This window comes from Morganella morganii (genome assembly GCF_019243775.1).
GTDB classification, from domain to species: domain Bacteria; phylum Pseudomonadota; class Gammaproteobacteria; order Enterobacterales; family Enterobacteriaceae; genus Morganella; species Morganella morganii.
This window is the reverse complement of record NZ_CP069157.1, coordinates 2414182-2440072: the sequence shown is the minus strand read 5'-3', so window position 1 is coordinate 2440072 and position 25891 is coordinate 2414182. Positions and strand designations below refer to the sequence as shown.

The 25891-nt window shown below is 47.8% G+C and carries 24 protein-coding genes, 1 other RNA gene and 3 pseudogenes; 14 read left to right on the top strand and 14 right to left on the bottom strand.

All coding sequences use genetic code 11. The features are described 5' to 3' along the window. Positions 1-22: 22 nt before the first annotated feature. Positions 23-3577: a pyruvate:ferredoxin (flavodoxin) oxidoreductase gene (gene nifJ, locus JL661_RS11810; protein ID WP_062772418.1), complete on the top strand. Its 3555-nt coding sequence runs from the start codon at positions 23-25 to the stop codon at positions 3575-3577. A gap of 5 nt (positions 3578-3582) precedes the next feature. Continuing rightward, entirely contained in the window at positions 3583-3894 is a 312-nt protein-coding gene (locus JL661_RS11805; RefSeq protein ID WP_062772421.1) for a DUF5339 family protein, read from the top strand. 49 nt (positions 3895-3943) lie between these two features. Here the strand turns inward: JL661_RS11805 and JL661_RS11800 are convergent. Next, positions 3944-4607 (bottom strand): annotated as a pseudogene (locus JL661_RS11800) (HAD family hydrolase). A 157-nt stretch (positions 4608-4764) separates the two neighbouring features. On the opposite strand from JL661_RS11800, the gene JL661_RS11795 reads away from it, so the two are divergent. Then, positions 4765-5259, top strand: a complete 495-nt coding sequence (locus JL661_RS11795; RefSeq protein WP_073970183.1) for a 2-thiouracil desulfurase family protein — start codon at positions 4765-4767, stop codon at positions 5257-5259. 106 nt (positions 5260-5365) lie between these two features. Further along, positions 5366-6103 (top strand): phosphatase, encoded by a 738-nt coding sequence (locus JL661_RS11790; protein ID WP_062772640.1) that lies wholly within the window; start codon positions 5366-5368, stop codon positions 6101-6103. 100 nt (positions 6104-6203) lie between these two features. Here JL661_RS11790 and JL661_RS11785 read toward each other — a convergent pair whose 3' ends face one another. The 6 genes from JL661_RS11785 to JL661_RS11760 all read right to left on the bottom strand — a co-directional run bounded on the left by JL661_RS11785 (position 6204) and on the right by JL661_RS11760 (position 10947). Continuing rightward, entirely contained in the window at positions 6204-6917 is a 714-nt protein-coding gene (locus JL661_RS11785) for a creatininase family protein (protein WP_247718667.1), read from the bottom strand. Beyond that, the gene (locus tag JL661_RS11780; protein ID WP_046024271.1) at positions 6917-8323 is read right to left on the bottom strand and encodes a purine-cytosine permease family protein; all 1407 of its coding nucleotides are present in this window, start codon (positions 8321-8323) and stop codon (positions 6917-6919) included. The genes JL661_RS11785 and JL661_RS11780 overlap by 1 nt, the downstream gene beginning before the upstream one ends. Before the next feature lie 279 nt (positions 8324-8602). Then, positions 8603-9415, bottom strand: coding sequence for a DUF2145 domain-containing protein (locus JL661_RS11775; RefSeq protein ID WP_036416937.1), 813 nt, complete (start codon positions 9413-9415; stop codon positions 8603-8605). A gap of 1 nt (position 9416) precedes the next feature. Next, positions 9417-9857: an STM0539 family protein gene (locus JL661_RS11770; RefSeq protein ID WP_036416935.1), complete on the bottom strand. Its 441-nt coding sequence runs from the start codon at positions 9855-9857 to the stop codon at positions 9417-9419. A 15-nt stretch (positions 9858-9872) separates the two neighbouring features. Beyond that, positions 9873-10382 carry a DUF2569 domain-containing protein gene (locus tag JL661_RS11765; protein WP_004241876.1) on the bottom strand — a complete coding sequence of 170 codons (510 nt, stop codon included), beginning with the start codon at positions 10380-10382 and terminating at the stop codon, positions 9873-9875. 61 nt (positions 10383-10443) lie between these two features. Next, the gene (locus JL661_RS11760; protein ID WP_036416932.1) at positions 10444-10947 is read right to left on the bottom strand and encodes a GNAT family N-acetyltransferase; all 504 of its coding nucleotides are present in this window, start codon (positions 10945-10947) and stop codon (positions 10444-10446) included. A 358-nt stretch (positions 10948-11305) separates the two neighbouring features. Between JL661_RS11760 and JL661_RS11755 the strand changes: the two genes are divergently transcribed. Next, the gene (locus JL661_RS11755) at positions 11306-11842 is read left to right on the top strand and encodes a histidine phosphatase family protein (protein WP_225310102.1); all 537 of its coding nucleotides are present in this window, start codon (positions 11306-11308) and stop codon (positions 11840-11842) included. Between the two features lie 29 nt (positions 11843-11871). On the opposite strand, the gene JL661_RS11750 is transcribed toward JL661_RS11755, so the two are convergent. Then, positions 11872-12171, bottom strand: coding sequence for an RnfH family protein (locus JL661_RS11750; RefSeq protein WP_015422599.1), 300 nt, complete (start codon positions 12169-12171; stop codon positions 11872-11874). Then, entirely contained in the window at positions 12164-12598 is a 435-nt protein-coding gene (locus JL661_RS11745; RefSeq protein ID WP_004238510.1) for a type II toxin-antitoxin system RatA family toxin, read from the bottom strand. The genes JL661_RS11750 and JL661_RS11745 overlap by 8 nt, the downstream gene beginning before the upstream one ends. A gap of 300 nt (positions 12599-12898) precedes the next feature. On the opposite strand from JL661_RS11745, the gene smpB reads away from it, so the two are divergent. Together smpB and ssrA are read left to right on the top strand one after the other, a co-directional pair. Beyond that, positions 12899-13381, top strand: coding sequence for an SsrA-binding protein SmpB (gene smpB, locus JL661_RS11740; protein ID WP_004238509.1), 483 nt, complete (start codon positions 12899-12901; stop codon positions 13379-13381). Between the two features lie 48 nt (positions 13382-13429). Then, positions 13430-13793: a transfer-messenger RNA gene (gene ssrA / locus JL661_RS11735) on the top strand. 240 nt (positions 13794-14033) lie between these two features. Here ssrA and JL661_RS18465 read toward each other — a convergent pair. Both JL661_RS18465 and JL661_RS18460 read right to left on the bottom strand, forming a co-directional pair. Next, positions 14034-14237, bottom strand: a complete 204-nt coding sequence (locus JL661_RS18465) for an integrase core domain-containing protein (RefSeq protein ID WP_247718666.1) — start codon at positions 14235-14237, stop codon at positions 14034-14036. A 136-nt stretch (positions 14238-14373) separates the two neighbouring features. Further along, a pseudogene (locus JL661_RS18460) lies at positions 14374-14634 on the bottom strand (transposase); the annotation flags it as partial. A 456-nt stretch (positions 14635-15090) separates the two neighbouring features. Here JL661_RS18460 and JL661_RS11725 point away from each other — a divergent pair. The 3 genes and pseudogenes from JL661_RS11725 to JL661_RS11715 form a co-directional block, all read left to right on the top strand. After that, positions 15091-16611 carry an AAA family ATPase gene (locus JL661_RS11725; RefSeq protein ID WP_062772424.1) on the top strand — a complete coding sequence of 507 codons (1521 nt, stop codon included), beginning with the start codon at positions 15091-15093 and terminating at the stop codon, positions 16609-16611. Between the two features lie 12 nt (positions 16612-16623). Then, on the top strand, positions 16624-17556 hold the full coding sequence (locus JL661_RS11720) for a hypothetical protein (RefSeq protein WP_036416928.1): 933 nt from the start codon (positions 16624-16626) through the stop codon (positions 17554-17556). Positions 17557-17834: 278 nt separating this feature from the next. Further along, positions 17835-18081 (top strand): annotated as a pseudogene (locus JL661_RS11715) (transposase); the annotation flags it as partial. Between the two features lie 106 nt (positions 18082-18187). On the opposite strand, the gene JL661_RS11710 reads toward JL661_RS11715, so the two are convergent. Continuing rightward, complete coding sequence (locus JL661_RS11710) at positions 18188-18751, bottom strand: hypothetical protein (RefSeq protein ID WP_036416919.1); 564 nt, start codon at positions 18749-18751, stop codon at positions 18188-18190. A gap of 302 nt (positions 18752-19053) precedes the next feature. Between JL661_RS11710 and cbrC the strand changes: the two genes are divergently transcribed. Beyond that, positions 19054-19641 carry a PF03691 family colicin E2 tolerance protein CbrC gene (gene cbrC / locus JL661_RS11705; protein WP_036416915.1) on the top strand — a complete coding sequence of 196 codons (588 nt, stop codon included), beginning with the start codon at positions 19054-19056 and terminating at the stop codon, positions 19639-19641. Between the two features lie 74 nt (positions 19642-19715). Here the strand turns inward: cbrC and JL661_RS11700 are convergent, their stop codons facing one another. Continuing rightward, positions 19716-20489: an IclR family transcriptional regulator gene (locus JL661_RS11700; protein WP_036416913.1), complete on the bottom strand. Its 774-nt coding sequence runs from the start codon at positions 20487-20489 to the stop codon at positions 19716-19718. Between the two features lie 330 nt (positions 20490-20819). Between JL661_RS11700 and JL661_RS11695 the strand changes: the two genes are divergently transcribed. Genes JL661_RS11695 through JL661_RS11685 form a run of 3 tightly spaced genes read left to right on the top strand, consistent with a single transcriptional unit; the run spans position 20820 to position 24693 of the window. Beyond that, positions 20820-21713 (top strand): dihydrodipicolinate synthase family protein, encoded by an 894-nt coding sequence (locus tag JL661_RS11695; protein ID WP_174525722.1) that lies wholly within the window; start codon positions 20820-20822, stop codon positions 21711-21713. 49 nt (positions 21714-21762) lie between these two features. Continuing rightward, a complete protein-coding gene (locus tag JL661_RS11690) occupies positions 21763-23049 on the top strand; it encodes an MFS transporter (RefSeq protein WP_062772430.1) in 1287 nt (428 codons plus the stop codon). 48 nt (positions 23050-23097) lie between these two features. After that, positions 23098-24693 (top strand): UxaA family hydrolase, encoded by a 1596-nt coding sequence (locus JL661_RS11685; RefSeq protein ID WP_062772433.1) that lies wholly within the window; start codon positions 23098-23100, stop codon positions 24691-24693. A gap of 192 nt (positions 24694-24885) precedes the next feature. Here JL661_RS11685 and JL661_RS11680 read toward each other — a convergent pair whose 3' ends face one another. Continuing rightward, positions 24886-25881 (bottom strand): DUF6896 domain-containing protein, encoded by a 996-nt coding sequence (locus tag JL661_RS11680; protein ID WP_062772436.1) that lies wholly within the window; start codon positions 25879-25881, stop codon positions 24886-24888. Between the last annotated feature and the right edge of the window lie 10 nt (positions 25882-25891).

The following is a 25891-nucleotide window of genomic DNA, read 5'->3' as shown; positions in this document are numbered from 1 at the left end:
TGTGAGTAACGAAATACATAGCATGATCACCACTGATGCCAATCAGGCGGTGGCCCGGATGGCGTATCAGCTGAATGAAGTGATCGCCATCTATCCTATTACCCCGAGTTCCACCATGGCCGAATATGCTGACCACTGGTCCGCGACCGGGGAACCCAATTTGTGGGGCGATGTCCCGCGCATGATGGAAATGCAGTCAGAGGGCGGAGCCATTGCCACCGTTCACGGCGCACTTCAGACCGGCGCATTGTCGACCACTTTCACGTCCTCCCAGGGATTGCTGCTGATGATCCCGTCCCTGTATAAAATCGCCGGTCAGCTGATCCCGTTTGTCCTGCATGTGGCGGCGCGGACGGTCGCGACTCACGCCCTTTCTATTTTCGGCGATCACTCGGATGTGATGGCGGTGCGTCAGACCGGCTGTGCTCTGCTGTGTGCCAACAGCGTCCAGCAGGCTCAGGACTTTGCGGTGATTTCACAGATAGCCACACTGAACAGCCGCGTGCCGTTTATTCATTTCTTTGATGGTTTCCGTACCTCTCATGAGATGAACAAAATTATTGCTGTCAGCCGTGCGGAGCTGAGCAGACTGATCCCGGCAGAGGCGATCCGCGCTCACCGCGACAGAGCACTATCGCCGGAACATCCGGTAATACGCGGCACATCTGCCAATCCGGATACCTATTTCCAGGCCCGTGAGGCGACTAACCCGTGGTATGACGCGGTTTATCAGCATGTGACGGATGCGATGGCTGCATTTGGTGAGGTGACAGGCCGTTATTATCAGCCGTTTACGTATTACGGACATCCGCAGGCAGAGCGCCTGATTATCCTGATGGGATCTGCCGCAGGTCCGGCGGAGGAAGTGGCAGACAAACTGATTGCGCAGGGCGAAAAAGTCGGCGTGCTGGAAGTGCATCTCTACCGGCCGTTCTCCGCACAGCATTTCCTCGATACCATTCCGGACAGTGTGCAGCACATTGCTGTGCTCGACCGGACCAAAGAAGCGGGTGCCCAGGCGGAGCCGCTCTATCTGGATGTGATGACCGCCTTTGCCGAAGCGTATCAGAACGGGGAACGGGCACAGCTGCCGCGTATTATCGGCGGACGCTACGGGCTGTCATCCAAAGAGTTTGACCCGGACTGTGTGATGGCGATTTTCCGCGAACTGACGTTAACCTCGCCGAAACGCCGCTTTACGTCCGGTATTATTGATGATGTCACCGGGCTGTCCCTGGCACCGGTTCCGGCGGAGCTGCCGGTCACACACCGCCTCAGTGCGCTGTTTTACGGGCTGGGCAGTGACGGTACGGTTTCGGCGGCCAAAAATGCCATTCAGATCCTCGGCAGTCACACAGATAATTACGCCCAGGGCTTTTTTGTCTATGACTCGAAAAAGGCGGGCGGCCTTACCGTTTCTCATCTGCGCATCAGCGAACAGCCGATCCGCGCTACCTATCTGATCCGGCAGGCGGATTTTATTGCCTGTCATCAGTGGCAGTTCCTCGACAAATATGAAATGGCGGAAAAACTGGCGCCGGGCGGGATTTTCCTGCTCAACAGCCCGTATCCGGCGGATGAGGTCTGGCACCATATCCCGCAGGATGTTCAGGCGATTCTGGCGGAGAAACAGGCGCAGCTGTATGTTATCAACGCCTACCGCATTGCCCGTGAATGCCGCCTCGGTGCGCGGATTAATACCGTTATGCAGATGGCGTTTTTCCATCTGACCGCTCTGTTACCGGCGGCGGAAATTCAGTCTTATTTACAGCAGGCGATCATCCGCAGCTACAGCAAAAAAGGGGAAAGTGTCGTTCAGGATAACCTGATGGCGATAGCCCGCACCCCGGAAGCACTGCACCGCGTGCCGTTACAGGCAGTGGATCCGCACAGTCAGCCGCGTCCGCCGGTCGTGCCGGATAACGCGCCGGACTTTGTCAAAACCGTCACCGCCATGATGCTGGCCGGACGCGGCGATGCCCTGCCGGTATCGGCATTCCCGCCGGACGGCACCTGGCCTTCCGGCACCACCCGCTGGGAAAAACGCAATATCGCAGAGATGATCCCCATCTGGAAACCGTCTCTCTGTACCCAGTGCAACTATTGTGTCGCGGCCTGTCCGCATGCGGCTATCCGCGCCAAAGTGGCCGATCCCGCGGATTTCAGCGGTGCACCGGATACACTGCAGCGTCTGCCGGTTAAATCCCGCGATATGAAAGGGATGGATTATGTCCTTCAGGTCGCCCCGGAGGATTGCACCGGCTGTAATCTCTGTTATGAGGTCTGCCCGGCAAAAGACCGGGAGGATCCGTCCGTCCGCGCCATTAATATGCAGCCGCGGCTGGCGCATCTGGCAGAGGAAAAAGCCAACTTTGATTTCTTCCTGCAACTGCCGGACACTCCCGCATCCCAGCTTGAGCGCATTGATATCCGGACATCACAACTTATCACGCCGCTGTTTGAATTCTCCGGCGCCTGTGCGGGCTGCGGTGAAACGCCGTATATCAAACTGCTGACCCAGTTGTACGGCGAACAACTGCTGATCGCCAATGCCACCGGTTGCTCTTCTATTTACGGCGGTAACCTGCCGACCACGCCGTACACCACCAATAAAGAGGGACGCGGTCCGGCCTGGGCCAACTCGCTGTTTGAGGATAATGCCGAGTTCGGGCTGGGGTTCCGCCTGACGGCTGACCAGCACAAAAAACGGGTGAAACGTCTGCTGATGACCTTTGCGGCCCAACTGCCTGATGAATTACGGCAGCGGCTGGCGGATGAGACACTGTCTGCGGATGAAAAACGTGCGGCTATCACGGAACTGCGGACATTACTGGCGGATAACCCGGATCCGCGAGCCCGTGAGCTGTCAGAGGATGCGCATTACCTTCTGCCGAAATCCGTCTGGCTGATCGGCGGTGACGGCTGGGCTTATGATATCGGCTTTGGCGGGCTCGACCATGTGCTGAGCAGCGGTGAGAATGTCAATGTGCTGGTGCTCGATACCCAGTGTTACTCCAACACCGGCGGCCAGCAATCAAAAGCGACACCGATGGGAGCCGTCACTAAATTCGGGGAGGAGGGTAAAGGCAAATCCCGCAAGGATCTGGGCGTGTCCATGATGATGTACGGCAATGTGTATGTGGCACAGATAGCCATCGGCGCACAGATGAATCAGACGGTGAAAGCGATTCAGGAAGCGGAATCCTATCCCGGCCCGTCCCTGATTATTGCCTACAGCCCGTGTGAGGAGCATGGTTATGATCTGGCATTCAGTTACGACCAGATGAAAGCCCTGACCGCCAGCGGGTTCTGGCCGCTGTACCGGTTTGATCCGCGTCGTGACGGAACCGGCAAAGCGCCGCTGGTACTGGATTCCCGTCCGCCGTCACAATCCCTGGCGGAGGTGATGCATCAGGAGCAGCGTTTTAACCGCCTCAGCAGTAGTGACCCGGCGAGAGCCGCTGTTCTGGCGGAAAAAGCGGAACAACGGACGGCAAAACAGTATGCACTGCTTGAATTGCTGGCCTCACAGAAATCTGAACCGGCCGGAACCGGCATTGTTCAGGAGGATGCCTGAACGTCATGATGACAAATAACCGGAGCGCCGGGGAAATATCCCCGGCAACGGAACAGGATCTCACGGCGTTAATTGCCCTTGATACCGTTGCGGCACAGGAGCCGCAACGCTGTGAGGTGATCCGGAGCTGGATTGAGCAGAAAGTCTGTTTTGTGCTGCGGCGTGAAGGCAAAATTGCCGGTTACGGCGTGCTGCATTATCACTTCAAAAAGCAGTTTATGGAATTACCAGCTGATGCACAGGATGCAGCCTGTAAACAGGGTATTGATGCGTTAGCCCGGGCTAAAGCTATGATGGAACAGCAAATGCCGAAATAACGGCCGCTGTGATTATTGACGGGCTGTATGATACAGCCCGTTTTTGTTTTCAGCGGGATGAAAACTGTTTGCGGCGTTTTTCATATTTCGCCGGATTGCGGTGAAAATGGCGCCAGTGAGGTTCGCCTGCGGCATACAGCAGCTCATAATCCCCCCCGTGAATCGCCCCAGGCACGCATATGGTAAGCGGATAAATCGCCGTAAACCTGTTGCAGCCGGGCAATTTTCTGGCCGCAGCGGCAGTTGTTGCCGTTGATTTTCCCGGTCAGAATGCCGTCTTTCTCTTCCAGCTGAGTGCCGATAAGCTTGATCCCCAGTCGCTCTGTAAACGGCCGCAGCACCAGCTCCGGGGATGCCGAACAGAGTGTGACTTCCGCACCCGATGCAATTTCCGCTGCCACCGCGCGCAGACCTTCCGGGCGCATCATCTTATGCCAGTAACGTTCACAAAATTCCTGTGCTTTTTTCTCCACCCAGCGGGCATCGGTACCGGTCAGAAAGGTGGTGATCAGCACTTCTTTCAGCTCGTCGCGGGTCAGTTTACGTGAGAAGCAGCGCAGTGTCGGCAGAACCAGACGCAGCATCCGCAGGGAAAAAACACGTTTCCCGAAGGCAAAACGCAGGAAAGGAACAAAGCTGTCACGGCGGGTCAGCGTGCCGTCAAAATCAAAAACGGATAACACCGGTTTTTCTGACGGGGTGGGTGCGTGCATAAAGAGGTATACTCCGGTTAAATAGGTGATCGTGCAGAGTTTAGCATTTTTTCCGGCAAAAGGAGACATCTGCCCGGCTTGTCCCGCGCTCATAAGTTATTTACTATCAGGTATTGATTATCACTATCTGAATTATACCGGTAAACACGGCGAGAATATGATGATTGCAATCAGTGCCTGTCTGACAGGTGAAGCAGTCCGTTACGACGGCAGCCATAAATTATATGCCCCGCTGAAAGCGCTGCAGAACAGTGGAATGGCGGTTCCGGTATGCCCTGAAATCCTCGGCGGTCTGCCGGTGCCCCGCGCCCCGGCGGAAATCACCGGCGGTGAGGGCTGTGATGTCTGGGCGGGCACCGCCCGGGTTACCGGCAGTGACGGCGAAGATGTCACAGATGCCTTTAAACAGGGCGCACTGCGGGCACTGGAGCATCTGCAACAACGCAATATCACACATGTGATCCTGAAAGCCAATAGTCCGTCCTGCGGCAGCGGTCTGCTCTACAGCGGCGCATTTGACGGCACGCTTAAATCCGGCAACGGTGTGGCAACGGCGCTGTTTGAGACAAACGGGATCACGGTCTGGCATGAAGACCATCCGGAACTGCCCGCGCTGATTGAACAGCTGTTACAGAACGGAAAAAGTGCATGATAACCCTGACACCCGCCAGTGTGTTAATCCGTGTGCCGGGTTGAAGACCCGTTTCAGAATCTGATAGGGTTAAGAGGTGCTTAACCGCAGAAAGGAGAGCAGAGTGATATATCCGGTTGATTTACATGCCCATACGGTTGCCAGTACCCATGCTTATAGTACCGTCCGTGAATATTTTACCGAAGCGGCGGAGAAAGGAATAACCCTGTTTGCGATCACCGACCACGGGCCGGAAATGGCGGACGGGCCGCATCCGTGGCATTTTGCCAATATGCCGGTTCTGCCGCGCATGATTAACGGTGCAGGGCTGCTGTACGGTATTGAGGCTAATATTAAAAATCAGGCCGGAGAGACGGACTGCACCGATAAAATGGCGCAGCAGCTGGATATTATCCTCGCCGGTTTTCACGAGCCGGTGTTGCAGCCGCAGGGGCAGGCCGCCAATACCGAAGCGATGATCGCCACTATCCGCAGCGGAAAAGTGCAGATTATTACCCATCCCGGAAACCCGAAATATCCGCTGGATATTCATGCGGTGGTGCAGGCGGCAAAAGAGTGCAATGTGGCGCTGGAGATGAATAACTCCTCATTTCTGCATTCGCGGGCGGGCAGCGAGAAAAATTGCCGTGCGATTGCTGAGGCGGTGCGTGACCACGGCGGCTGGATCTCACTGGGCTCAGATTCCCACTATGCCGGTTATCTGGGTAATTTTAAGCGGGTGGTGACTATGCTGCGGGAGATTGAGTTTCCTGAAGCGCGCATCCTGAATGTCACCCCGCGCCGGGTACTGGATTTTCTGGAATCACACGGACGACCGCCAATCCCTGAATTTGCCGGACTCTGAAAAAAAGGCCCGCATTGCGGGGCTCCTTACTCTTTACTTAGCGCGTAAATCATAATTCCAGTTGGTTTTTTCCAGCGCCTCAATACTTTCCACCACCAGGTCAGTCAGGGCATCCAGCATTTTTTTCGCCTTTCTCAATACTGGCGTAAGTCGGATCGCCGGTGGCACCTGTCACTGAAACCTCGGTGATATCCCACATAATCTGCACATTATCGCCGTGGCGGATGCTGTCTTCCGGCATCTGGCGCACCGCTTTGCTCAGGTCGCACAGATCAGGACATACCGCAGCGGTAATGGAGGATTCTCCCTCACCGCCATGCCCCAGACCGTTCCATTCACGGAAGAAATTTTCCCCGAGACGGCCGCCGAGTACGGACCACCAGGCCGGCAGGAACGCAAAGACCACATCTTTATGACGCGCTTTGACATTCCGCTGTGCGATATCCAGCGACGGAATATTGCCGTCGTGACCATTGAAGACAAAAATGTGTTTGATGCCGTACTGAATCAGGCTCTCAAACATATCTTCCGCAATCGCAATCACTGTTTCAAAGCGGATGTTAATTGCCATCGGTGTGCCGTTATAGTGTGCGGAAGTGCCGAACGGCACACCCGGTACCACAATCGTGCGGGATAAACGCTGTGCCGCACGGCGGGCGACGGCTTCCGGCACAAACAGATCCGGACCGAGCGGCAGATGCGGGCCGTGGCTCTCACAGCTGCCGAAAATGGTAATGGCACTGTCGATTTCGCCCTTATCGAACCGGTTTTTCAGCTCTTCAGTGGTGAACTCATTCAGATAAACTTTTTTCATTATGATCTCCCTGTGGCCGGTGAGGTGGCTTTTGCCGCCAGCAGCGGATGCAATATCAGATAAATAATAACGGTAATAACTAATGCCAGCAGGCCGGTCGGCCAGTCAGACAGAATATTGTTCAGTGCCATCACCAGACCGGAAGCCATCCCGGCCAGCGCACTGATCACTCCGGCGTAATTGTATTTCGGCTGATTGTTAATCTGTGTGATGTCGTAGCGGCATTTGCGGGTGATGTAGTAATCCGCCAGCAGCGGCCCGGCCAGCGGCGGTGCCATAATGCCGAGATAGTTAATAAAATCAGCAAAGAAGATCTGGTAAAAACCGATAGCCCCCAGCACGGTGCCGATAATCCCCGTGGTCAGGATCAGGACGTTTTTATTCACTTTCACACCAACGGAATCCAGCACCGGCCCGGTATAGAGCGAGTTACAGTAGAGTTCCGCATCGTTGGTGGTCCACAGTGACAGTGTCCAGGTGATCACCCCGATCAGCGCCAGCAGGAAGCTTTTCTCGATCATCCAGGTAATGTAGTTCGGCATCCCGACCGTCATGGTGCCGATATAACCGACCACATTGAGCAGCGGGTTGGTGAAAATAAAACAGGCTGCCGATCCCCAGAATACCGCAGAAATACTCTTATTAAAGCGGAACAGATCCACGCCCATCACCGCCCCGGCAATCCAGCTGCCGACCACCATCGTGATCGCGGTGGAGAGCATCAGCCCTTCATTGCGGTTGGAATTCTCAATAAAGACCGATAACCCGCCGCCCTCCTGCAACATCGCATAACCGGTGATAACGGCGATAATCATAATAATTGGCGATACCGGAATGGCGATAATTTCCAGTCCTTTCATGCCGTGCAGTGAAGTGTACGTAAACAGCAGACCGGCGATGACACAGGAAAGAAAGACTTCCAGGGTGATCGGCACACCGTTGTAGCCGTGCTCTGCCGGGTTAAAGACAATGATCCCGCTGGGATTGCCCAGGAACGTGCCCCAGATATCCCCGACCATCCCGGTGATCGCCGCAAACCAGCCGAGGGTCAGCAGCCCCATCGCAATCATCGGCAGGTTCGCACCGAAACGGCCATAGGAAAAACGGCTGATCAGCGCCAGGCTCAGCCCGGTGCGTTGCGCCATAATGCCGAGCAGTGAGGTGAGAATAAACAACAATCCCATCCCGATGGCGATAGCCAGCAGCGCCATCGGGAATGACATTCCCGGTCCGCCGTTGGCCCCAGCCAGGGCCCCGCCGATAAATAACCCGGTTGCCACATAACCGAAACCTATCCAGACCAGTACCTGTTTCCAGGTCTCGCGGCGGTGTGTCATCGGTATGGGCGTAAACATAAAATCGTGGTCATGCGCCGGAGGCGCGGATGACGTTTCGTGTTTGCTCATGGTGTTTCCCCTGTCTTACGTGGTGTTGGCAGTTGCCGCTAAAGGTGTTTTTAAAATAAAAGGCCATGCTCTTGTTATGATTTATTATTAGCCTGGTAAAGTAATTGTTTGCAACTAAATTAATGAAAATAAAAGGAAAAGAAAATTTAATATAACGGACAGGTTGTCGGCAAAAGCGGGGAGGGAAATCACATAAACGGGAAGGAGAACAAAAAATCGACGAAAAAATGCTGCCATCAGAAACGATGGCAGCAGGATATAAAATAACCGGGGTGGTAATTATTCCGGCAGCGGCACCATACAGACGGCGCTGCCGAAGCTGCCGTGACTGCACTCAACCCGGAATTTGCCGTAGCGGCTGAGAAAACCGAGCAGGCTGTCGCCGGAGTTAAAGGTGACAATACCGGTCACCGGCTGCCCGTCAGTGGACATATGCGGCATCAGGCTGTCCGCCAGTGCCCGTTTGATTAATCCGGCCTCGGCGGAGGAGCCGATATAGAATTCTGATTTCAGCCAGTTTACCCCGGCAGAAACCGAATTCACGCCCGGAGAGCGGGCTGCCGCGAATACCATCAGCACCCAGCCGTTGGAGTTCTGGCTGTCGGTCGCAAACGGATGCGCCACCATATTATACGCCGGATTATGCAGGGCTTTGCGCAGTTCCGGGTCACGCAGCACTTTCAGCAACTGGGACTGTAAGGCCGGCGGGAAGTGCAGGGTGGCGATGGTATTCTCGGCCAGGTCATCATCAATAAACTGATAAAGTCCCTGGATCCACAGCTCAGACTGCGCAGTACCGCAGGTGTTGAGGTTATGATACACCCGCCAGGTACCGTTCCTTTCCCGTACGGCATAACCGGCATGGGAAAAGCTCAGCCCGTAGTCACTCAGTGCCTGACCCTGACGGACCAGCAGAACGACCCGGTCGCCCTGTTTCTCCAGCCAGTCATTCAGTACTTTGGCCTGTGCGGTGCGCTGTGCGGCTTCCTGCGGCGTGGGCGGGGATTTATCCGCACAGTTCTGACTGCCGCTGTATGCAAGGCCGGACGCAGTGAGCAGGGCAGCCGCAAAAACGGATTTCAGCAGTCGCATATTATGGCATCTTCTCCTGATGGGTTAATTCACGATCATCCTGAGTTACCATATGGGAAATGATTTTCCCGTCCTTTTTCAGATACGCACCGGGGCCTTTTTCAGCCGGCTCCAGTGTCAGTTTATCACCCGGATTCACCGGGGTTTTCTCCAGTTTTTCAGTGGCAACCAGCAGGGCGACATCTTCATTTTTATCGGTTTTGCCGGTGATGGTGGTGACTTTTTCTTTCTTATTGTTTTCCACAGACTCCGCACTCAGCTGAGCCGGTAAAATGATCGGCGATAAAATCGCACCGCTTATCATCACAGAGCTGTAGACACTACCCGCACTACTGAGTACCGCAGTCGATAAATAAGGATTATCCGGCAGTTTACCTGCATTCGCAGGCAGTGTGACCAGTGTGGCGGCACAAACGATTGCCGGAAAAATAAACTTATTCATGCTGTTTCCCTTAATTTAATGAACAAATGTTCTTTTTACCCGTTCAGACACCAGGAAATACGAAACCCAGATGATAGCGTAAATAACCAATCTTATCAGCGGATAATAAAGAGTGAAGTCAACATTAACATCCAGCAGATTAACCAGCACGATTTCCTGAATGGCTTCCGAGGCGATGGCAAAAAGAATAAAGGCAATAAACAGCTTCGGCAGATAACGGGAGAGCCTGAAGAAATAATACAGCGTTGTCAGTATCAGCAGCATGGTCAGTATGGTAAAAGCAATATTAATATACATGACCTGCAATACGCGGTCAGGAATATACCCCGCATTTTGCTGATATAAATCATACCACTCACTCAGTGTGTAACCACCGGCACCCAGTGACAGAAAAAGGGTGATTAACGGCAGCCACAACCAGCCGCCGATCCGCGACATCCGTTTTTCCGCACACTCATCACAATATTCCGCGTATTGCGGAATTTCTTTTTCCCCGCACTGAATACAGACCCATTTATGTTCCATACATTATTTCCCGTTTCCGTTTCCGTTTCCGTTTCCGTTTTCGTCTTTCCGGATTATCCGGTTATTTGGGTTGGTCGTTTATCCGGCTCATCAGAATAGCATCGACATAGCGTCCGTCGCGGAATGCATAATCGCGGGCAATCCCTTCGCGCTGAAAACCGAATTTTTCATACAGCGCCAGGCCGTCCGGATTATTGGCAAATACTTCTAATTCAATACGGCGGATGCCCAGCCAGTTATCACAGTAATCAATCATTGCCTGCATTAATGCACTGCCGACACCCTGGCCGCGGTAGCTTTTATTTACCGTAATACCAAAATTCACCACATGGCGGCGGCGGGGATTACTGTTCTGATTGATACCCAGCAGCCCGACCACCACGCCGTCAACAACCGCCACCAGCCGGGTGGCAGACTGATCACCCTGACTCATCCGGTGTTCCCAGAACTTCCGCGAGGTGTACGGCATCTGTAAGGTATTGGCATAAGACGTAAAATCCTGGTGCATATCGCACAGCGCCGCTGCATCGGAAGGGTCGGCTAAGCGGATTGTAATCTGGCGCATAAATAATATCCTTTATGTAATACTGTTATATTCCCTTATTAATGGCATCGAAATAGTGTACCCGTCAACGGAATGAAAAAGCCTGACCGGGAAGGCGAAAATGGCGTAACCGCGTTTTTTCCTGTTATTTTCTTTTTCACGGGTCAAACTGTCTGAGAATGAAAGATGACGATAAAATAAGCGGGGTAACATACTGACATAAGCAGGAAAGTGCATTTTCTCTGAAAAATAAAAATTCCTGCAAAAAAGTAGGCTAACCGGCGGCGGACGATTACACTGAATCCTTCCGGAAACAAAAGGGATTGTCATGGACGTCCGGTTTCTTAAATCCGTATTCTGCAAATCAGGTATCAGCCGGATGACTCATTCAGTACAGACACTGGTTTTTCTGCGCCACGGCGAAAAACCGGATAACGACAGCGGCCAGTTAACCGGCAAAGGATTAAACCGCGCACTGGCGCTGGCGGATCTCCTGATCGCCCGTTACGGAAAGGCGGATGCCCTGTATGCCGCCGCACCGAAACAAAGCAAGCTCGGTCACTCGCTGCGTTCCCTTCAGACCATCACTCCGGTGGCTGTCCGCCTGTCACTGCCGGTGCATCTGGAATTTCACGCCAAAGAAACCAAAGCTCTGCGCGATGCATTGCTGGATAAAGCCCATCACGGGCACACGGTCTTTGTGGTCTGGGAACACGATAATCTGATAAAAGTGGTGAGGGATATTCTGAAACAGACCGGCGGGGACTATTCGTATATGCCGGCCTGGCCGCGTGATGATTTTGACAGTCTGTGGATACTGACCATTACCCGCAGTCAGACAGAGACCACCGTGACATTTTCACAGGAAAAACAGGGGCTGGATAATCTGGACAGTTATTTCCCGCCGGCCCGGTAAATAAACCGGAAATCAGCGGGAATACAGACTCACTCTTCTTTTTTCTTACGGCTGGCTTCTGCTGCCCGTTTACGGCGCATTTCTTTCGGGTCAGCAATCAGCGGGCGGTATATTTCCACGCGGTCACCATCACTGACAATATCGGTCAGTTTTGCCGGACGGCTGAAAATACCGACTTTATTCTGCGTTAAATCCACATCATCCCGTAACGCTAAAATACCGGAGGCAAGAATAACGGCTTCCACCGTGGCGCCTTCGTTTATTTTCACCGGGATCAGAAACTGTTTATCAGGCAGGGCATAACAGACTTCGACAGAAATATCAGACACGGTAAACCTCTTTTGCCCGTTTGGTAAATGCCATCACCATATTACCGGCCAGCTCTTTAAATATACGGCCGAAGGCCAGCTCAACCAGCTTATTGGTGAATTCAAAATCCAGATTCAGCTCAACTTTGCACGCCTCAGGACTCAGCGGAATAAACGACCAGCCGCCCATCAGTTTACGGAACGGGCCTTCCACCAGCTGCATACGGATATGCTGATTGCTGGTCAGCTGATTGCGGGTCACAAAGGTTTTACTGATACCGGCTTTGGATACATCCACAGACGCGGTCATCTCATCCTGTTCGTGGCTGATAATACGGCTTCCCACGCAGCCCGGTAAAAATTCCGGATACGCACGGACATCATTCACCAGGTTGTACATCTGTTCCACACTGAACGGAACCAGTGCGGAGCGGCTAATTTGCGGCATAACACATCCTGCGGTCAAAAATCACGAAACGGCGGAAATTATCGCCGCCTGTTAAATCGTATTATACTGTGCTCCGGCGCGGAGATAAATGCACAATACGGCGCGCGCTGATGACAGAATGTATCTTAATGACAACAAAGATGTTTGTCACAAAAAGCACTTGCCAAATCCCGCTGACATGTTAAAAACAGCGTACAGGGACAGAAAACCCGCAAAGGCGCTTAAAATAGCAGCATTTACCGTGCGACGGATAAATAAGCAATTTATTTCGGGTGTGCATAACGTATAATAGTGGTCATTATGACAAAGAAAAAAGTTCACAAACCAGGCTCTGCCACCATCGCGCTGAACAAACGCGCCCGTCACGACTACTTTATCGAAGAAGAGATAGAGGCTGGTCTGGCGCTGCAGGGCTGGGAAGTCAAATCATTACGCGCAGGTAAAGCCAATCTGGGGGACAGTTACGTCATCCTCCGTGACGGCGAAGCTTTCCTGTTTGGTGCCAACTTCACACCGCTCAGCGTGGCCTCATCCCACGTTGTCTGCGACCCGACCCGGACACGCAAACTGCTGCTTAACCAGCGTGAACTGGACAGCCTGTACGGCAAAATCAACCGTGACGGGCACACCGTGGTTGCACTGTCGCTGTACTGGAAAAACGCCTGGTGCAAAGTCAAAATCGGCATTGCCAAAGGTAAGAAAGAACACGACAAACGCGATGACATCCGCGAACGTGAGTGGAAATTAGACAAAGCAAGAATTATGAAGCACGCAGGGCGTTAAGTACTGGTATTCCGTACTGATTTTCTGATATACTGCGTTTCACAACTTGGGGCTGATTCTGGATTCGACGGGATTTGCGAAACCCAAGGTGCATGCCGTGGGGCGGTTGGCCACGATAAAAGCCGCAAAAAAATAGTCGCAAACGACGAAAACTACGCTTTAGCAGCTTAATAACCTGCTCTGAGCCCTCTCTCCCTAGCCTCCGCTCTTAGGACGGGGATCAAGAGAGGTCAAACCCAAAAGAGATCGTGTGGACTTCCTGCCCGGGGAGAAAGCATTAAAACGAATCGGGCTAGTTTGTTAGTGGCGTGTCTGTCCGCAGCTGGCAAGCGAATGTAAAGACCAGACTAAGCATGTAGTACCGAAGGTGTAGAAATTTCGGACGCGGGTTCAACTCCCGCCAGCTCCACCAAATAAAACAAGGGGTTACGCGAAAGCGTAGCCCCTTTGTCTTTTCTGATATCCACTTAGCGTCCATTGCATATTTTTTGGTCACTTTATCCTTTGGCTTGGTGTGTTGGTTCTGATTATCCACTTCTCCTTATCTGAAATGGTTCTGATTAGAGTTTTCCAGTTGCTTCTGGTAAAGCTCTGACGGAAGATTATTCAGGCTTTCATGTGTCCGGTTCCGGTTGTAATCCTGCATCCAGAACTAGGCCATTTCTTTCACCTGACTCAGCGATTTAAACAAATACGCATTTAAAAACTCTCGGCGGAATGATCCGTTAAAACGCTCAATAAACCTGTTTATGATTAAAAGAGTACTTTTTCTGTTGCATCCGGTGAAAACATTTCCAGAATCCGACCCATGGTGATAATTCCAGTTCGGTATAACTCGCTTCAATAACCGGATCATTCTTAATTCTCCAGTTTGTATTTATCAGGTAAAAAGTGGTTCTGGGCAGTGAGAATAACCGACAGGCGACTATAACCGATAAACCTGACTGAGTTAATTCCTGAATGCAGGTCTTTTTTTTCGGTCATCACCAGCTCTTTTTTGCAAAAAGCTCCTTCATAGCATTATTTTCCAGGCTGACTTCCGCAAATAGCTTTTTAAGTCTGACAATCTCATCCTCAGGCTCTTTAAGCCATTTAATATCGGCAGCTTCTATACCACCGTATTTTGATTTCCAATTGTAAAAAGTGGCTTCAGAAATACCGATCTTTCTGCACACTTCCTCTACCCTAGTACCGGTTTCAGCCTATTTCAGGGCAAACGCTATCTGTTCTTCGGTATAACGTGTCTTTTTCATGTCAGATGACCTCTTTTTTCAGGAGAAGAAAGGCCGGAAAATCTACTTTATACTGGTACTGAAGAAAGGGAAGAGATCAAGGCACCTGTGTCATTCTGAGGTAAGCATATCACCTCTGTTTAGGTGGCTAAATTTATTAAACCACTACAGTTCAACGCTCTGAGCATGAGAAACGAGCTAAATTTAACAGTGATAACTATCAACCAGCCAAGGAGGAGATAACTCGCTTTCCAAGCCGTCTCAAGCAAGTTCAATTAGAGTCAGGTAAAGGTATGGATTTCCACCCTAAAAATAATCAATTTAAATCGTCAAAAATGAACATAGATAAACCAAATGTTAGAGCATAAAATTCCAGATAAATATGAATTGCAATATGAACAAGTTTTGTGATATTTTTATTTAATATAAATCTTGAATTACTAAACTTCTCATTAAAAATAGCATTAAAAGGAAATTATGATTAGTGAAATTACAATGAATGGCACTAAAATAAAACTAAGAAATATTAGTGATAATGACATTAATATTTATGACATGGATTCTTTATCTTTACTTATTGGTATAAATGGTTCAGGGAAGACCAAATTCTTATGCAGCGTAATTAACTATTTTTTCCCTAAAAACAATATGCAAATAATAGGCGAATGTACAATATTAAACTCTCGCGGAGAAAGAATAGATCATTCTGAAATTAGAAGCTGGGGGGTTATATATTTCACTCCATTGCCGTTTAGACCAAAGTTGGATATCAGAGATAATAGGTTTATTAACGCATCTCCAAGTCCGAATGGAAAAAATACTGTATTTGACCTTGTCGGATATAAGGACTTAATATCTGACTTTGGTATTTATCCAAAAGTTGTTGCCATGAAGATGACAAATATTAGTAAAGTTGCAAGATTAATACTTAATATTGCTCTGGATAATAAAGATCTTAACCAGAATAGTATACTGCTGAATCACGGTCTCCTTGATATTTTATCATTGCGTGAAAAAATTGATGCTAATATGGATGGTAATAATTCAGACACTATAAAGTACAGTGCCAATAAAAATATTCAAGCAGAAATTGATCATATTATGCAGCGTTGCTCCGCCCATCTGATTGATGAAATACTTCATAATGCAGGTGAAGAAAAACTCTTTTACATATTCAGCATAATAGATTGGGCAAGTACAAAGAAACAATTCAGTGATAACGTAGTAATTCCATTATTGAACAAATATTTTAATTTAAATATTCGTTTAAATAAAAAGTTAAGGGAAACTAAATTATATTTAGAATGTGAAAGGAAAATAGATAGTTTAGTAAGAATTTTAAAGTATGCGGTGAAAGGTCATGAAATTATTAAAGATTCAAGATTTAATGAATCAACTTTAAGGTTGGAATTCGAAATAGATCCTTACGAAGGGCAAAAATTATTAACAGAATATAATTTAAATGATATTTTTAAAATTGACTTTTCTGATATGAGTTCTGGGCAAATTGCTATTCTAGCTCAAATTGGTGCCATTTCTGATTCTATTAATAAACTTTCAGAGAGAGGTATTAAATCAATACTATTATTAATAGATGAAGGGGACGCTTTTTTGCATCTTGATTGGCAAAGGAAATATATTTCTAATTTAAATAAAATGTTAGGATTATTAAAAACATCTCTTCGCATAGATAATTTACAACTTATTCTAGCCTCACACTCTCCATTGTTAGCGACAGACGTTCCCAAAGATTTTATAAGTAGGCTACCAATTGAAAATGCTACGTTAAGTGGTTTTGCATCTCCTCTTTATATTTTACTAAATGAATCTTTTGGAACTAAAACCATTGGGGAATTTGCAACAAATAAAATTGAAGCTATCATCGATAAAATACCTAATGAAACACTGACTGAAAAAGATCATTACCTTATAAATAACATAGACAATCCTCTAATAAAAAGCGAAATCGAACGCTTAATTATTCAGTATAAGGCTTGAAGGTCTTCATATATGATTATTTCAATTAAAAACAACTGGGAACAAGCAATAAAACCACATACACATTATTTAAATAATTTGATATGCGATTTTTTGGATAAAACTACTCATCGTTCTGAAGGACTAGACGAAGCTAAAAAATTTATTATGGATGTACATCATTTATTAATACTTGCAGGTAAACAAGATATATTGGAGAGTATTGATATATACAGAGCTTACAAAAATAGATTGTTAATAACACCAGATATATCGAAGCAATTTGACAAAGAAATAAGATCTGTTTTTAATTACAATAAATTTGTTAGAAAAACAGGATCATGGAATGCATATACGTTATGTAAAAAATCAATAACAAGAACATGTCCGTATTGCAATCAAGCATATGCTTTTTCGATACAAAAAAAGAATCGAGGGTTTCGTCCTACATTAGACCATTTTTATAGTAAGGATGACTTTCCTCACCTTGCATTGGTAATTAATAATTTAATCCCAAGTTGTAGCTCATGTAACTCAAGCCTTAAAGGCAAAATTGATTTCTTCGCAAATGAACATTTAAATCCATTATGGGATGATGAAGTTATAAATTTCGTTTTAACACATGATGATGGCGTTTTTACATTAATAGATGGAATAATTTCATCACCCGAAAAAATAAAAATAAATATATCTTTCGATATGGAAAATTCTTCAATTAAAAATTCAGTAAATACTTTTTTGATAAACGAAAGATATCAAGAGATGATAATAGAAGCAATAGAATTTGCAACTGCAAAATTAAATTTTGAATATGCTTTATCTACTGGGATATCCTATTTTAGAAATAACTCAGAAAGTAGTATGTTAAGATTTGACAAAAGGGAATATAGAAAATATTTGCTTGGGAAATTATATTTTGATATATATAAAAATATGCCAAATACAAATATAATTAACACTCGTTGACTTCACGACTGAATAAGAAAAGATTAAATTCAGATGAGGGCAGCAACTCGCCCTCATAAGCCCCTAGCTCTGCTCTTCACAGATCTTTAGAGGAAACTGTTAGTTGGCTTTCCAGCCATTGCTGTTCTTAACCAGAGATATGACACTATCAGTAGGTTCAGTTATTCCTCTGACATCAGTGAATACATTAGTTTATTTATGTAAACATCCCGCATAATCGTGCCATTCACATTTAGAGATCCTCCGGCATAATCAATCTGCCAACTAAGGAGATCGCTATGCGTAAAGCCCGTTTTACTGAGCATCAGATCATCGTTGTGATTAAGTCGGTTGAAGCCGGACGAACTGTTAAAGATGTCTGCCGGGAAGCCGGTGTTTCTGAAGCCACTTACTATAATTGGAAAGCCAGATACGGCGGAATGGAAGCATCTGATATTAAAAAGATTAAGGAGCTTGAGGACGAGAACCGGGCGCTGAAGGACGTTATCGAAAAAAGCTTTAAAGCCCGCTTTTAAGCGTGAGCTGGTCACTCTGTCCACTTCCCCTAAAATGGAACAACTATAATTAGATTCTCTGTTCTGAAAACAGCAGAGGTCAATACGATAAAAACTCCCCTGATTATGAATCATAGTTAAGGGCTGGAAGGTGAGAACTGGTAATCAACTATATATGAACCAATAGGACCTGTTTTTGTTGTGACCCAAACCGTATCTGTGCCTTTCTGAGTTGCCAGTTTTGCATTATCGATACAAAGCAATTTCCACCGTTCCGTATAGACTTCTTTTATCCATATGCCGTGTTTGCACCGGCCAAATCTGCTGGTGGCAGGGCCCGGTGATGTAATTTCATATTCAGTCTGATAGTGAATTGTTTTGTTTGTCAGTAAATACGCCATGACATCGAATACAGGGACAATTAATATCAGGCCAAAGAATCCGCTCCAGAGAAAACTTTTAAATACCTGTTTTATCGGGCGACGCCAAATACTCCAAATCCCGCCGATTATCCCCACAACAGCAGCAAAAATGACGGAAATAGTCCATTGAGGGAACCATTTAAATAACACAACGCTTTGGCCTAAAAACATAGACCAATACATGAATGCTATCCAAATACCAAAAGGAACCAGGATGAGGAAAACAGAGGAAAATTTTTTCTTGTTGCTCTGGCTATATGATTTAAGTTGATAGTCCATAATTCTTTGTATAATAAGGCGGTTTGACTTAACCGGCCTTGTTGTTTTTAATATTTTTTGTTTATTTAATATAATACTGATTCATTAAATATTAATGCGGTTATGTTGTTAATGCAAACAAGACATTTATTTTTTAAATTACTCATAAATGTTTATGATATTAATAGTTAACATTCTGAATGATAAGATCATTTTTTGTATGGAAAATAAAAAACATCAGTTTAAAATCTGTGTCAGTCATCATAGCTGATGCTTCCCGGAATGATTACAATGGTTTAATTTTCTTCTGAACAGGACTCCCCATGACACCAAACAACCGAAAATTACCTGTTTTTAAATATCATCCCGATCCGCTCGGAACCGGTGCTTTTTCAGACGACAAGACAGTTAAGTGTGATTGCTGTCAGCAATCTACTGATACCTACTATGAAAATCCGTTTTATTCTGTCGCTGACATTGATGCATTATGCCCGTGGTGTATTGCGGATGGTTCCGCCAGCCGGAAATTTGAGGGTGAATTCCAGGATAGCGCCAGCGTGGAAGGAATTGACTGTGAATATGATGACGATGGTGAATTTTCACACACTACTAACCCGTATCCGGATGAAATGCTGGATGAACTGGTTAAACGCACACCCGGTTACCGGGGATGGCAGCAGGAAGTGTGGCTGGCACATTGCAATGAGCCCTGTGAATTTATCGGGTATGTTTGCTGGGATGATATAAAAGACCGGCTGGATGAATTTGTTTCTCTGGAAGATGATATTCAGGAATATGGTTTTTCTGTTGAAGAGTTATCCGGCCTGTTACATAAGGACAGCGATGCACAGGGATATTTATTCCGCTGCCTGCATTGTAAAAAATTACGTCTGCATTTTGATTTTAGTTAAAGGCTGCAGAGCGGAGCAATTCAGCTCCGTTTTCAATTAAAAAACGCCGCGGACTAAAACGTCCTGTATTACCCTTACTGATAAAACTCCACATCCTGCAATGTATGCAATTCCTGCTCGATACGTTCGCGGCTGCTGAGTAATACACTGATAATCTGGTTGTTTTTTTCATCATTACTGCGGAATGTCGGGACGGAGACACTGATAGCGGCGATAATTTTATTGCGCTGACGTAATGAAACGGCATAGCAGCGGGTTTCTTCGTTTATTTCCCGGTTGTCAGTGGCGTAATGATTTATTTTGACCTCTTCCAGTTGCTGACGTAATTCCGCAATGGTGGTGATACTGTATTTTGTCAGCGGGGTAAAGCCGTCAGGATATAAGCGGAGAATATCATCATCGCTGTAATGGCATATCATCGCTTTACCTAATGCAGAATAAACCGCCGGTAAGCGGGTGCCGATATTGGAGACTAACTGAACTTTTTGCGCAGACTGCACTTTATCGATATACAGCACATCCGGGCCATCTAATATACCCATCTGGCACACTTCGTTGCACTCGTTGACAATATTATTCATCTCGCGGTGCACCATTTTCAGCCAGTACGATTTTTCAAAGAATGAACGGGAAAGAATCGAGCAGGCGATACCCAGAAAATAAAGCTGGGTGTTTTCGTCATAATTAATATAACGGCGTTCTGCCAGAGTTTTCAGAATCGGGTAGAGCGTGCCTTTTAAGATGCCGGTCTTCCCGGCCAGCTGCGTGAGGGAAATCCCGGTGTTTTCTGCCGCCAGAACGCTGAGTACCTCTAACACCCGTATTGTCGGCATATGCTCCGTTGACATCAATTCACCTCCCTGACAGTTTATGCCGTTATTCTAGGTACAAAGCCCCGCTAAGTAAATCATGTCCGGGTGTCCGTTTGTGACATTGCCTGCCGGTATCACGACAATCCGCTTTATTGTTCCCGTAATGTGCTGCTCCTCACAGATAAATAATAAATAACCGCAATCCGGATCGGGTTTTTCCGCAGATATAGTTTTCAACCGCAATTAAAACAGCCTGTTAGCCTGTTTTTTCAGCGAATGTACAAAATTTGACTCACTCAGAGTTTCATGATTACTTACCTGTGTTTTTATTTATTAACGAGGTTTGTATATATGAACAATGTGGGTATGGAAAGCCGTTACATCACGCCGGCCGTAACAATTTTTGATGACAAAGGCCGGATTGATACCGAACAAAACCAGCGGGTGTATGACTCTCTGAAGGGGCATGTCTCCGGATTTGTGGTTATGGGCAGTACCGGCGAGTTTTTTTCACTGGATATGGAAAGCTCAAAAACACTGATCAGGTTATGCGGCAGTTATGACAAAGGGGGAATGAAAGTGTATGCCGGGACCAGCCGCCCGGATGTGAATGAGTCCGCCGCGCTGGCGAACTATGCTCATGAGCAGGGGGTGGACGGGGTCATGATTATCAGCCCGTACTATTTCCCGCTGGATGATGAGGGCGTTTACCGGTTTTACAGCGCGGTCGCGGAAAAAACGTCAGCCAATATTTTTATCTATAACTTCCCGGAACGTACCGGTTACTCGGTGTCACCGGAGGTGTGTCTGCGTCTGGCGGATCGCTATCCGAATATTATCGGGCTGAAAGATACGATCCCCGATACATTACATACGTCGCAGATTATTCAGACGGTAAAAAAAGAGATCCCGCATTTTGAGGTTTATGCCGGTTATGACAATAACTTCGCCCATGTTGTGCTGGCGGGGGGAAATGGCTGTATCGGCGGGTTATCCAATATTGTGCCTGAGTTCTTCGCTTCCTGGATGGCGGTATTTGCACAAGGTGATATGGCTGCCGTAGCGGCACATCAGCGCAAAGTGGATCAGCTGATGGCCGTTTACGGCGTGCACTCACCGTTTATCCCGACCTTTAAAAAAGCATTACAGATGCGGGGCATTATTCAGTCAGACTACTGCACAGCGCCATTCAGCAGCCTGAATGCGGAGCAGACTGAACAGCTGATGCAGATACTGGCGGATGCTGAAACAGCACGCTGATTTTTCCTGATTATAACGACAGAACATCTTACCGACAGGGAATATTATCATGGCGACTATCACAGCTTATGACAATCCTGCTTTAAATTCCGCGATTCAGAAATCGTGGAAGCGTTTAGTACCCCTGATGTTTATTTTGTATTTTGTGGCATTTATTGACCGTGTGAATGTGGGCTTTGCGAAAGATGCCATGCAACTGGATATCGGGCTGTCCGATTCCGCCTTTGCACTGGGGGCGGGAATTTTCTTCGCTGCTTATGCACTGTTCGGGATCCCGGCAAACCTGATCCTCAATAAAATCGGTGCACAAAAGTGGCTGAGTATTACAACGGTTATCTGGGGTGTGTTATCCGCAATGACCGGGTTCGTGACCAACGAGACGCAATTTATTGTGCTGCGTTTCCTGCTGGGACTGGGTGAGGCGGGCTTTTATCCGGGAATTTTGTTACTGGCCTCCATCTATTTCCCGAATAAAGTCCGCGGCTCGGTGATTGGCATTTTTGTCCTCGGCGTGCCGCTGGCATTGACGCTTGGTTCGCCGTTATCCGGCGCACTGCTGGAATTACACGGCTGGCTGGGGCGTCCTGGCTGGTTCTGGATGTTTGTGATTGAAGGTTTACCGGCGGTTGTTATCGGGGTCTTCGCCTTTTTCTGGCTGGATGACAGCCCGGAGAAAGCCCGCTTCCTGACAGCGGAAGAGAAGAAAGCCCTGACAGAGCAGTTAGCCAGTGAGAATGCGAAAACAGAAACGACGTCTGTGCTGTCCGCGCTGAAAAATATCAAGGTCTGGCACCTGGCACTTATCTACGGCACCATCCAGATCTCGGTCTACGGGCTGATGTTTTTCCTGCCGTCGCAGGTGGCTTCCCTGATGGGACAGAGTCTCGGGTTTAAAGCGTCTCTGGTGGCGGCTATTCCGTGGGCATGCTCGGCGTTCGGTGTGTATTACATCCCGCGTCTGGCTGATAAAAATCCGTCCCGCCGTGTGGCTATCTCCGTGATGTGTATGCTGGCAGCGGCAGTTGGTCTGGCATTATCCGCCTTTGCCAGTCCGGTCTTTGCCATCGCCGCGCTGTGTCTCAGCGCCGTCGGTTTTCTGTCGGTACAACCGGTGTTCTGGACATTCCCGCCGCAGTTACTGAGTGGTCCTGCGCTGGCTGCCGGCATCGGGTTCTGTACCACCATGGGGGCATTCTGTTCTTTCCTCGCACCGATTATCCGTGTGGAAATGGATAAACTGATGAACAGCAATACGGCAGGGATTATCACACTCGCGGTGATCACAGTCGGCTGTGCACTCCTGATTGCCTTACTGAAAAAGAACACACAAAAATAATCCTGATTCGTTGCCGTCATTTTGGCGGCAATAACCGGAAGGTGAGTTATGCAAAAGATATTACGTATTGATGAAACTGATAATTTAATTGTGGCACTGAAGGATTTGCATGCCGGTGAAGTGTATCAGTGGGGTGATGAATCAATCACTCTGGTCACGGATGTGAAAGCCAAACACAAGTTTGCCCTGGAAGCAGTGCCGGAAGGCGGTATTGTCTCCATGTACGGCACCGCTGTCGGGAAAGCAACAAAACCGATTGCCCGCGGGGAAGTGATTACCGTGGATAATATCCGCCATTATGCCGCCCCGGTATCACTGGAGGAGAGCGGCGACTATGAATGGCAGATCCCGGATGTGTCGGCCTGGAAGGACCGGACATTTAAAGGTTATGTACGTGATGATGGCCGGGTCGGAACAGCTAACTACTGGCTGATTTTCCCGCTGGTGTTCTGTGAAAACCGCAATGTCACCAAACTGACGGATGCGCTGAATGAGGCGCTGGGTTACACCAATAACAGTCTGAAAAGTTTCGCTCTGGATCTGACCGCCGGTGAACAGGCGCAGACCACAAAACCTAAGCTGTTTCCGCATATTGAAGGTGTGCGCTGTATTACTGTGACCAGCGGCTGCGGTGGTGCCACCTCTGACAGTAAAACCATGTGTGATGTACTGGCTGCGTATGCGGATCATCCGAATGTGATCGGCATTACCGTGTTCAGCCTGGGATGTGAAAAAGCACAGCGCAAGATGTTCAAAGAGTCGCTGGCAGCACGTAATCCGGCATTTGATAAACCGGCGCTCTATTTCCGGCAGCAGGAATGGAACAGCGAAGAAGAGATGATGCAGACGGCGCTGAAACAAACCTATGAGTGCATGAAAGCGGTGAAACCTCAGAGCCGCACAGATGTACCGCTGTCATATCTTAAGCTCGGCGTGAAGTGCGGGGCGTCTGACGGGTTCTCGGGCATTTCCGGCAATCCGGCGATGGGACTGGTGTCGGACTGGCTGGTGACACTTGGCGGCGCTTCCGGTCTGGCGGAATTCCCGGAGCTGTGCGGTGCGGAAGGGGATATGGTAAAACGCTGCATCCGCTTTGAGGATAAAAAGAAATTCCTCGATCTGATGGGACAGTATGAGAAAACCGCGAACTTCTTTAATACCACTATCGCGGATAACCCGAGCCCCGGAAATATTGCTGATGGATTAATTACCGATGCGATTAAATCAACCGGTGCGGCGAAAAAAGGCGGAAAATCGCCAATCAGTGCAGTGTGTGATTATGCGGAACCGATGCCGGACAGCGGACTGTCTCTGGTCTGCACACCGGGGAATGACGTGGATGCCGTGACCGGACTGGTGGCTGCGGGCTGTAACGTCGTTATTTTTTCCACCGGTTTGGGGACACCGACAGGAAACCCTATCGTACCGGTCGTCAAGATTTCCACCAACAGCGCTATCGCACAGCGTTTGTCAGACATGATCGATTACGACTGCGGTCCGGTAATAGAAGGTGTGCCATTGCCGGAAATCAGTAAAGGGCTGTTTGAGCGGGTGATTGAAACGGCAGGCGGGGAATATAAGGTGAAAGCAGACCGTCTGGAGCAGTTTGATTTCCTGCTGTGGAAACGGTCACTGGATTTATAAAAAGTGTACTGTCACGCAGATAAATAAAAAACGGGGAATATTCCCCGTTATCATTAGTAATGACTTATTCTTGACCTGATTAACTTTATTCATTGTCAGTGGGTAAACCCGAGTCTTGCTCAGGTGAACCGTAAAGAAAAGAGAACACCGTTTTGAGGTAAAGTAAATAGCTTAATTCATTGGTATGAACCGTCAATGTTCAGAGGTTTTTTTACGGCGTATTACTTTTTTCTTTGTCAAATCGCTTTCACCTTTGCGCCCATTAAATACATAATGTACTTCACAACAGACTCTGTACTGAGAGAAAAACTTTGCAAGCAGCAAATGTAACTCACGAGCCCATGAAAGGCGTTCAACTTCTGTATCAAAAAAATGGCGAATAAATTCAGTATTCTCTCTGAGATGAAAAATATTATTTCTGTATATCCGGAGTGGATCCGAATGTTCTTTCATCAGTTTTCTGATGCTATCCGAAATTGGTAATAAGTCTTTAAAGCTGGCAGGGCGATCATTTTCAAGCAGGACTCGTATGTTTAACTTTCGAAAGCCCTCACAGACCACACCTAAAAAACCTAACCATGCAGAAAAATAAATTCTCGTATCAAATTCTTCCCGCTGGCTCAGATGGCCATTTTTTTTCATTTTCTGATTGAGTTTATTGTAATTTCTAAACATGAGTTCAGCTGTTTCGAAGTAATGAATCTGAAGTGTCAGTACACGGTCATGATTGCGGCATGGAAGCATATCTCCCGGATTTCTGCTGTCTATGTCTATAGCGTAGGAGTATGGAACATTGGCAATATAGCAAAGATCATGATCCGGACGAATCAGTTCTCCGTCACTTAACGCTTTGTTCAGATGCTCAGCAACATCATCATAATTTCTGAAACCGTAAGCTGTTATATTCTTCTCGGCAAAGCAGGTTAACCACCAGGAATTAAAACCTCCTATTTCTCCTTGCTCACCGAAATCAAAATCTATATTCCCGGAATTCAGTTCTACGAGGCATCCGGCGCCATGTTTATAATATTTAATACCACCATCTAACTCCCCAGCGCCGGGTATACTATATTGAATCCATTCATAGCGACTTGACGGCATTTTAATGCCGGACCGATACATGAGCTTTAAAGCAGTCCGGACATTATTTTGAAACTCAACAATCAAGCGATAAAGATTTTCATTCATATCACAAGCT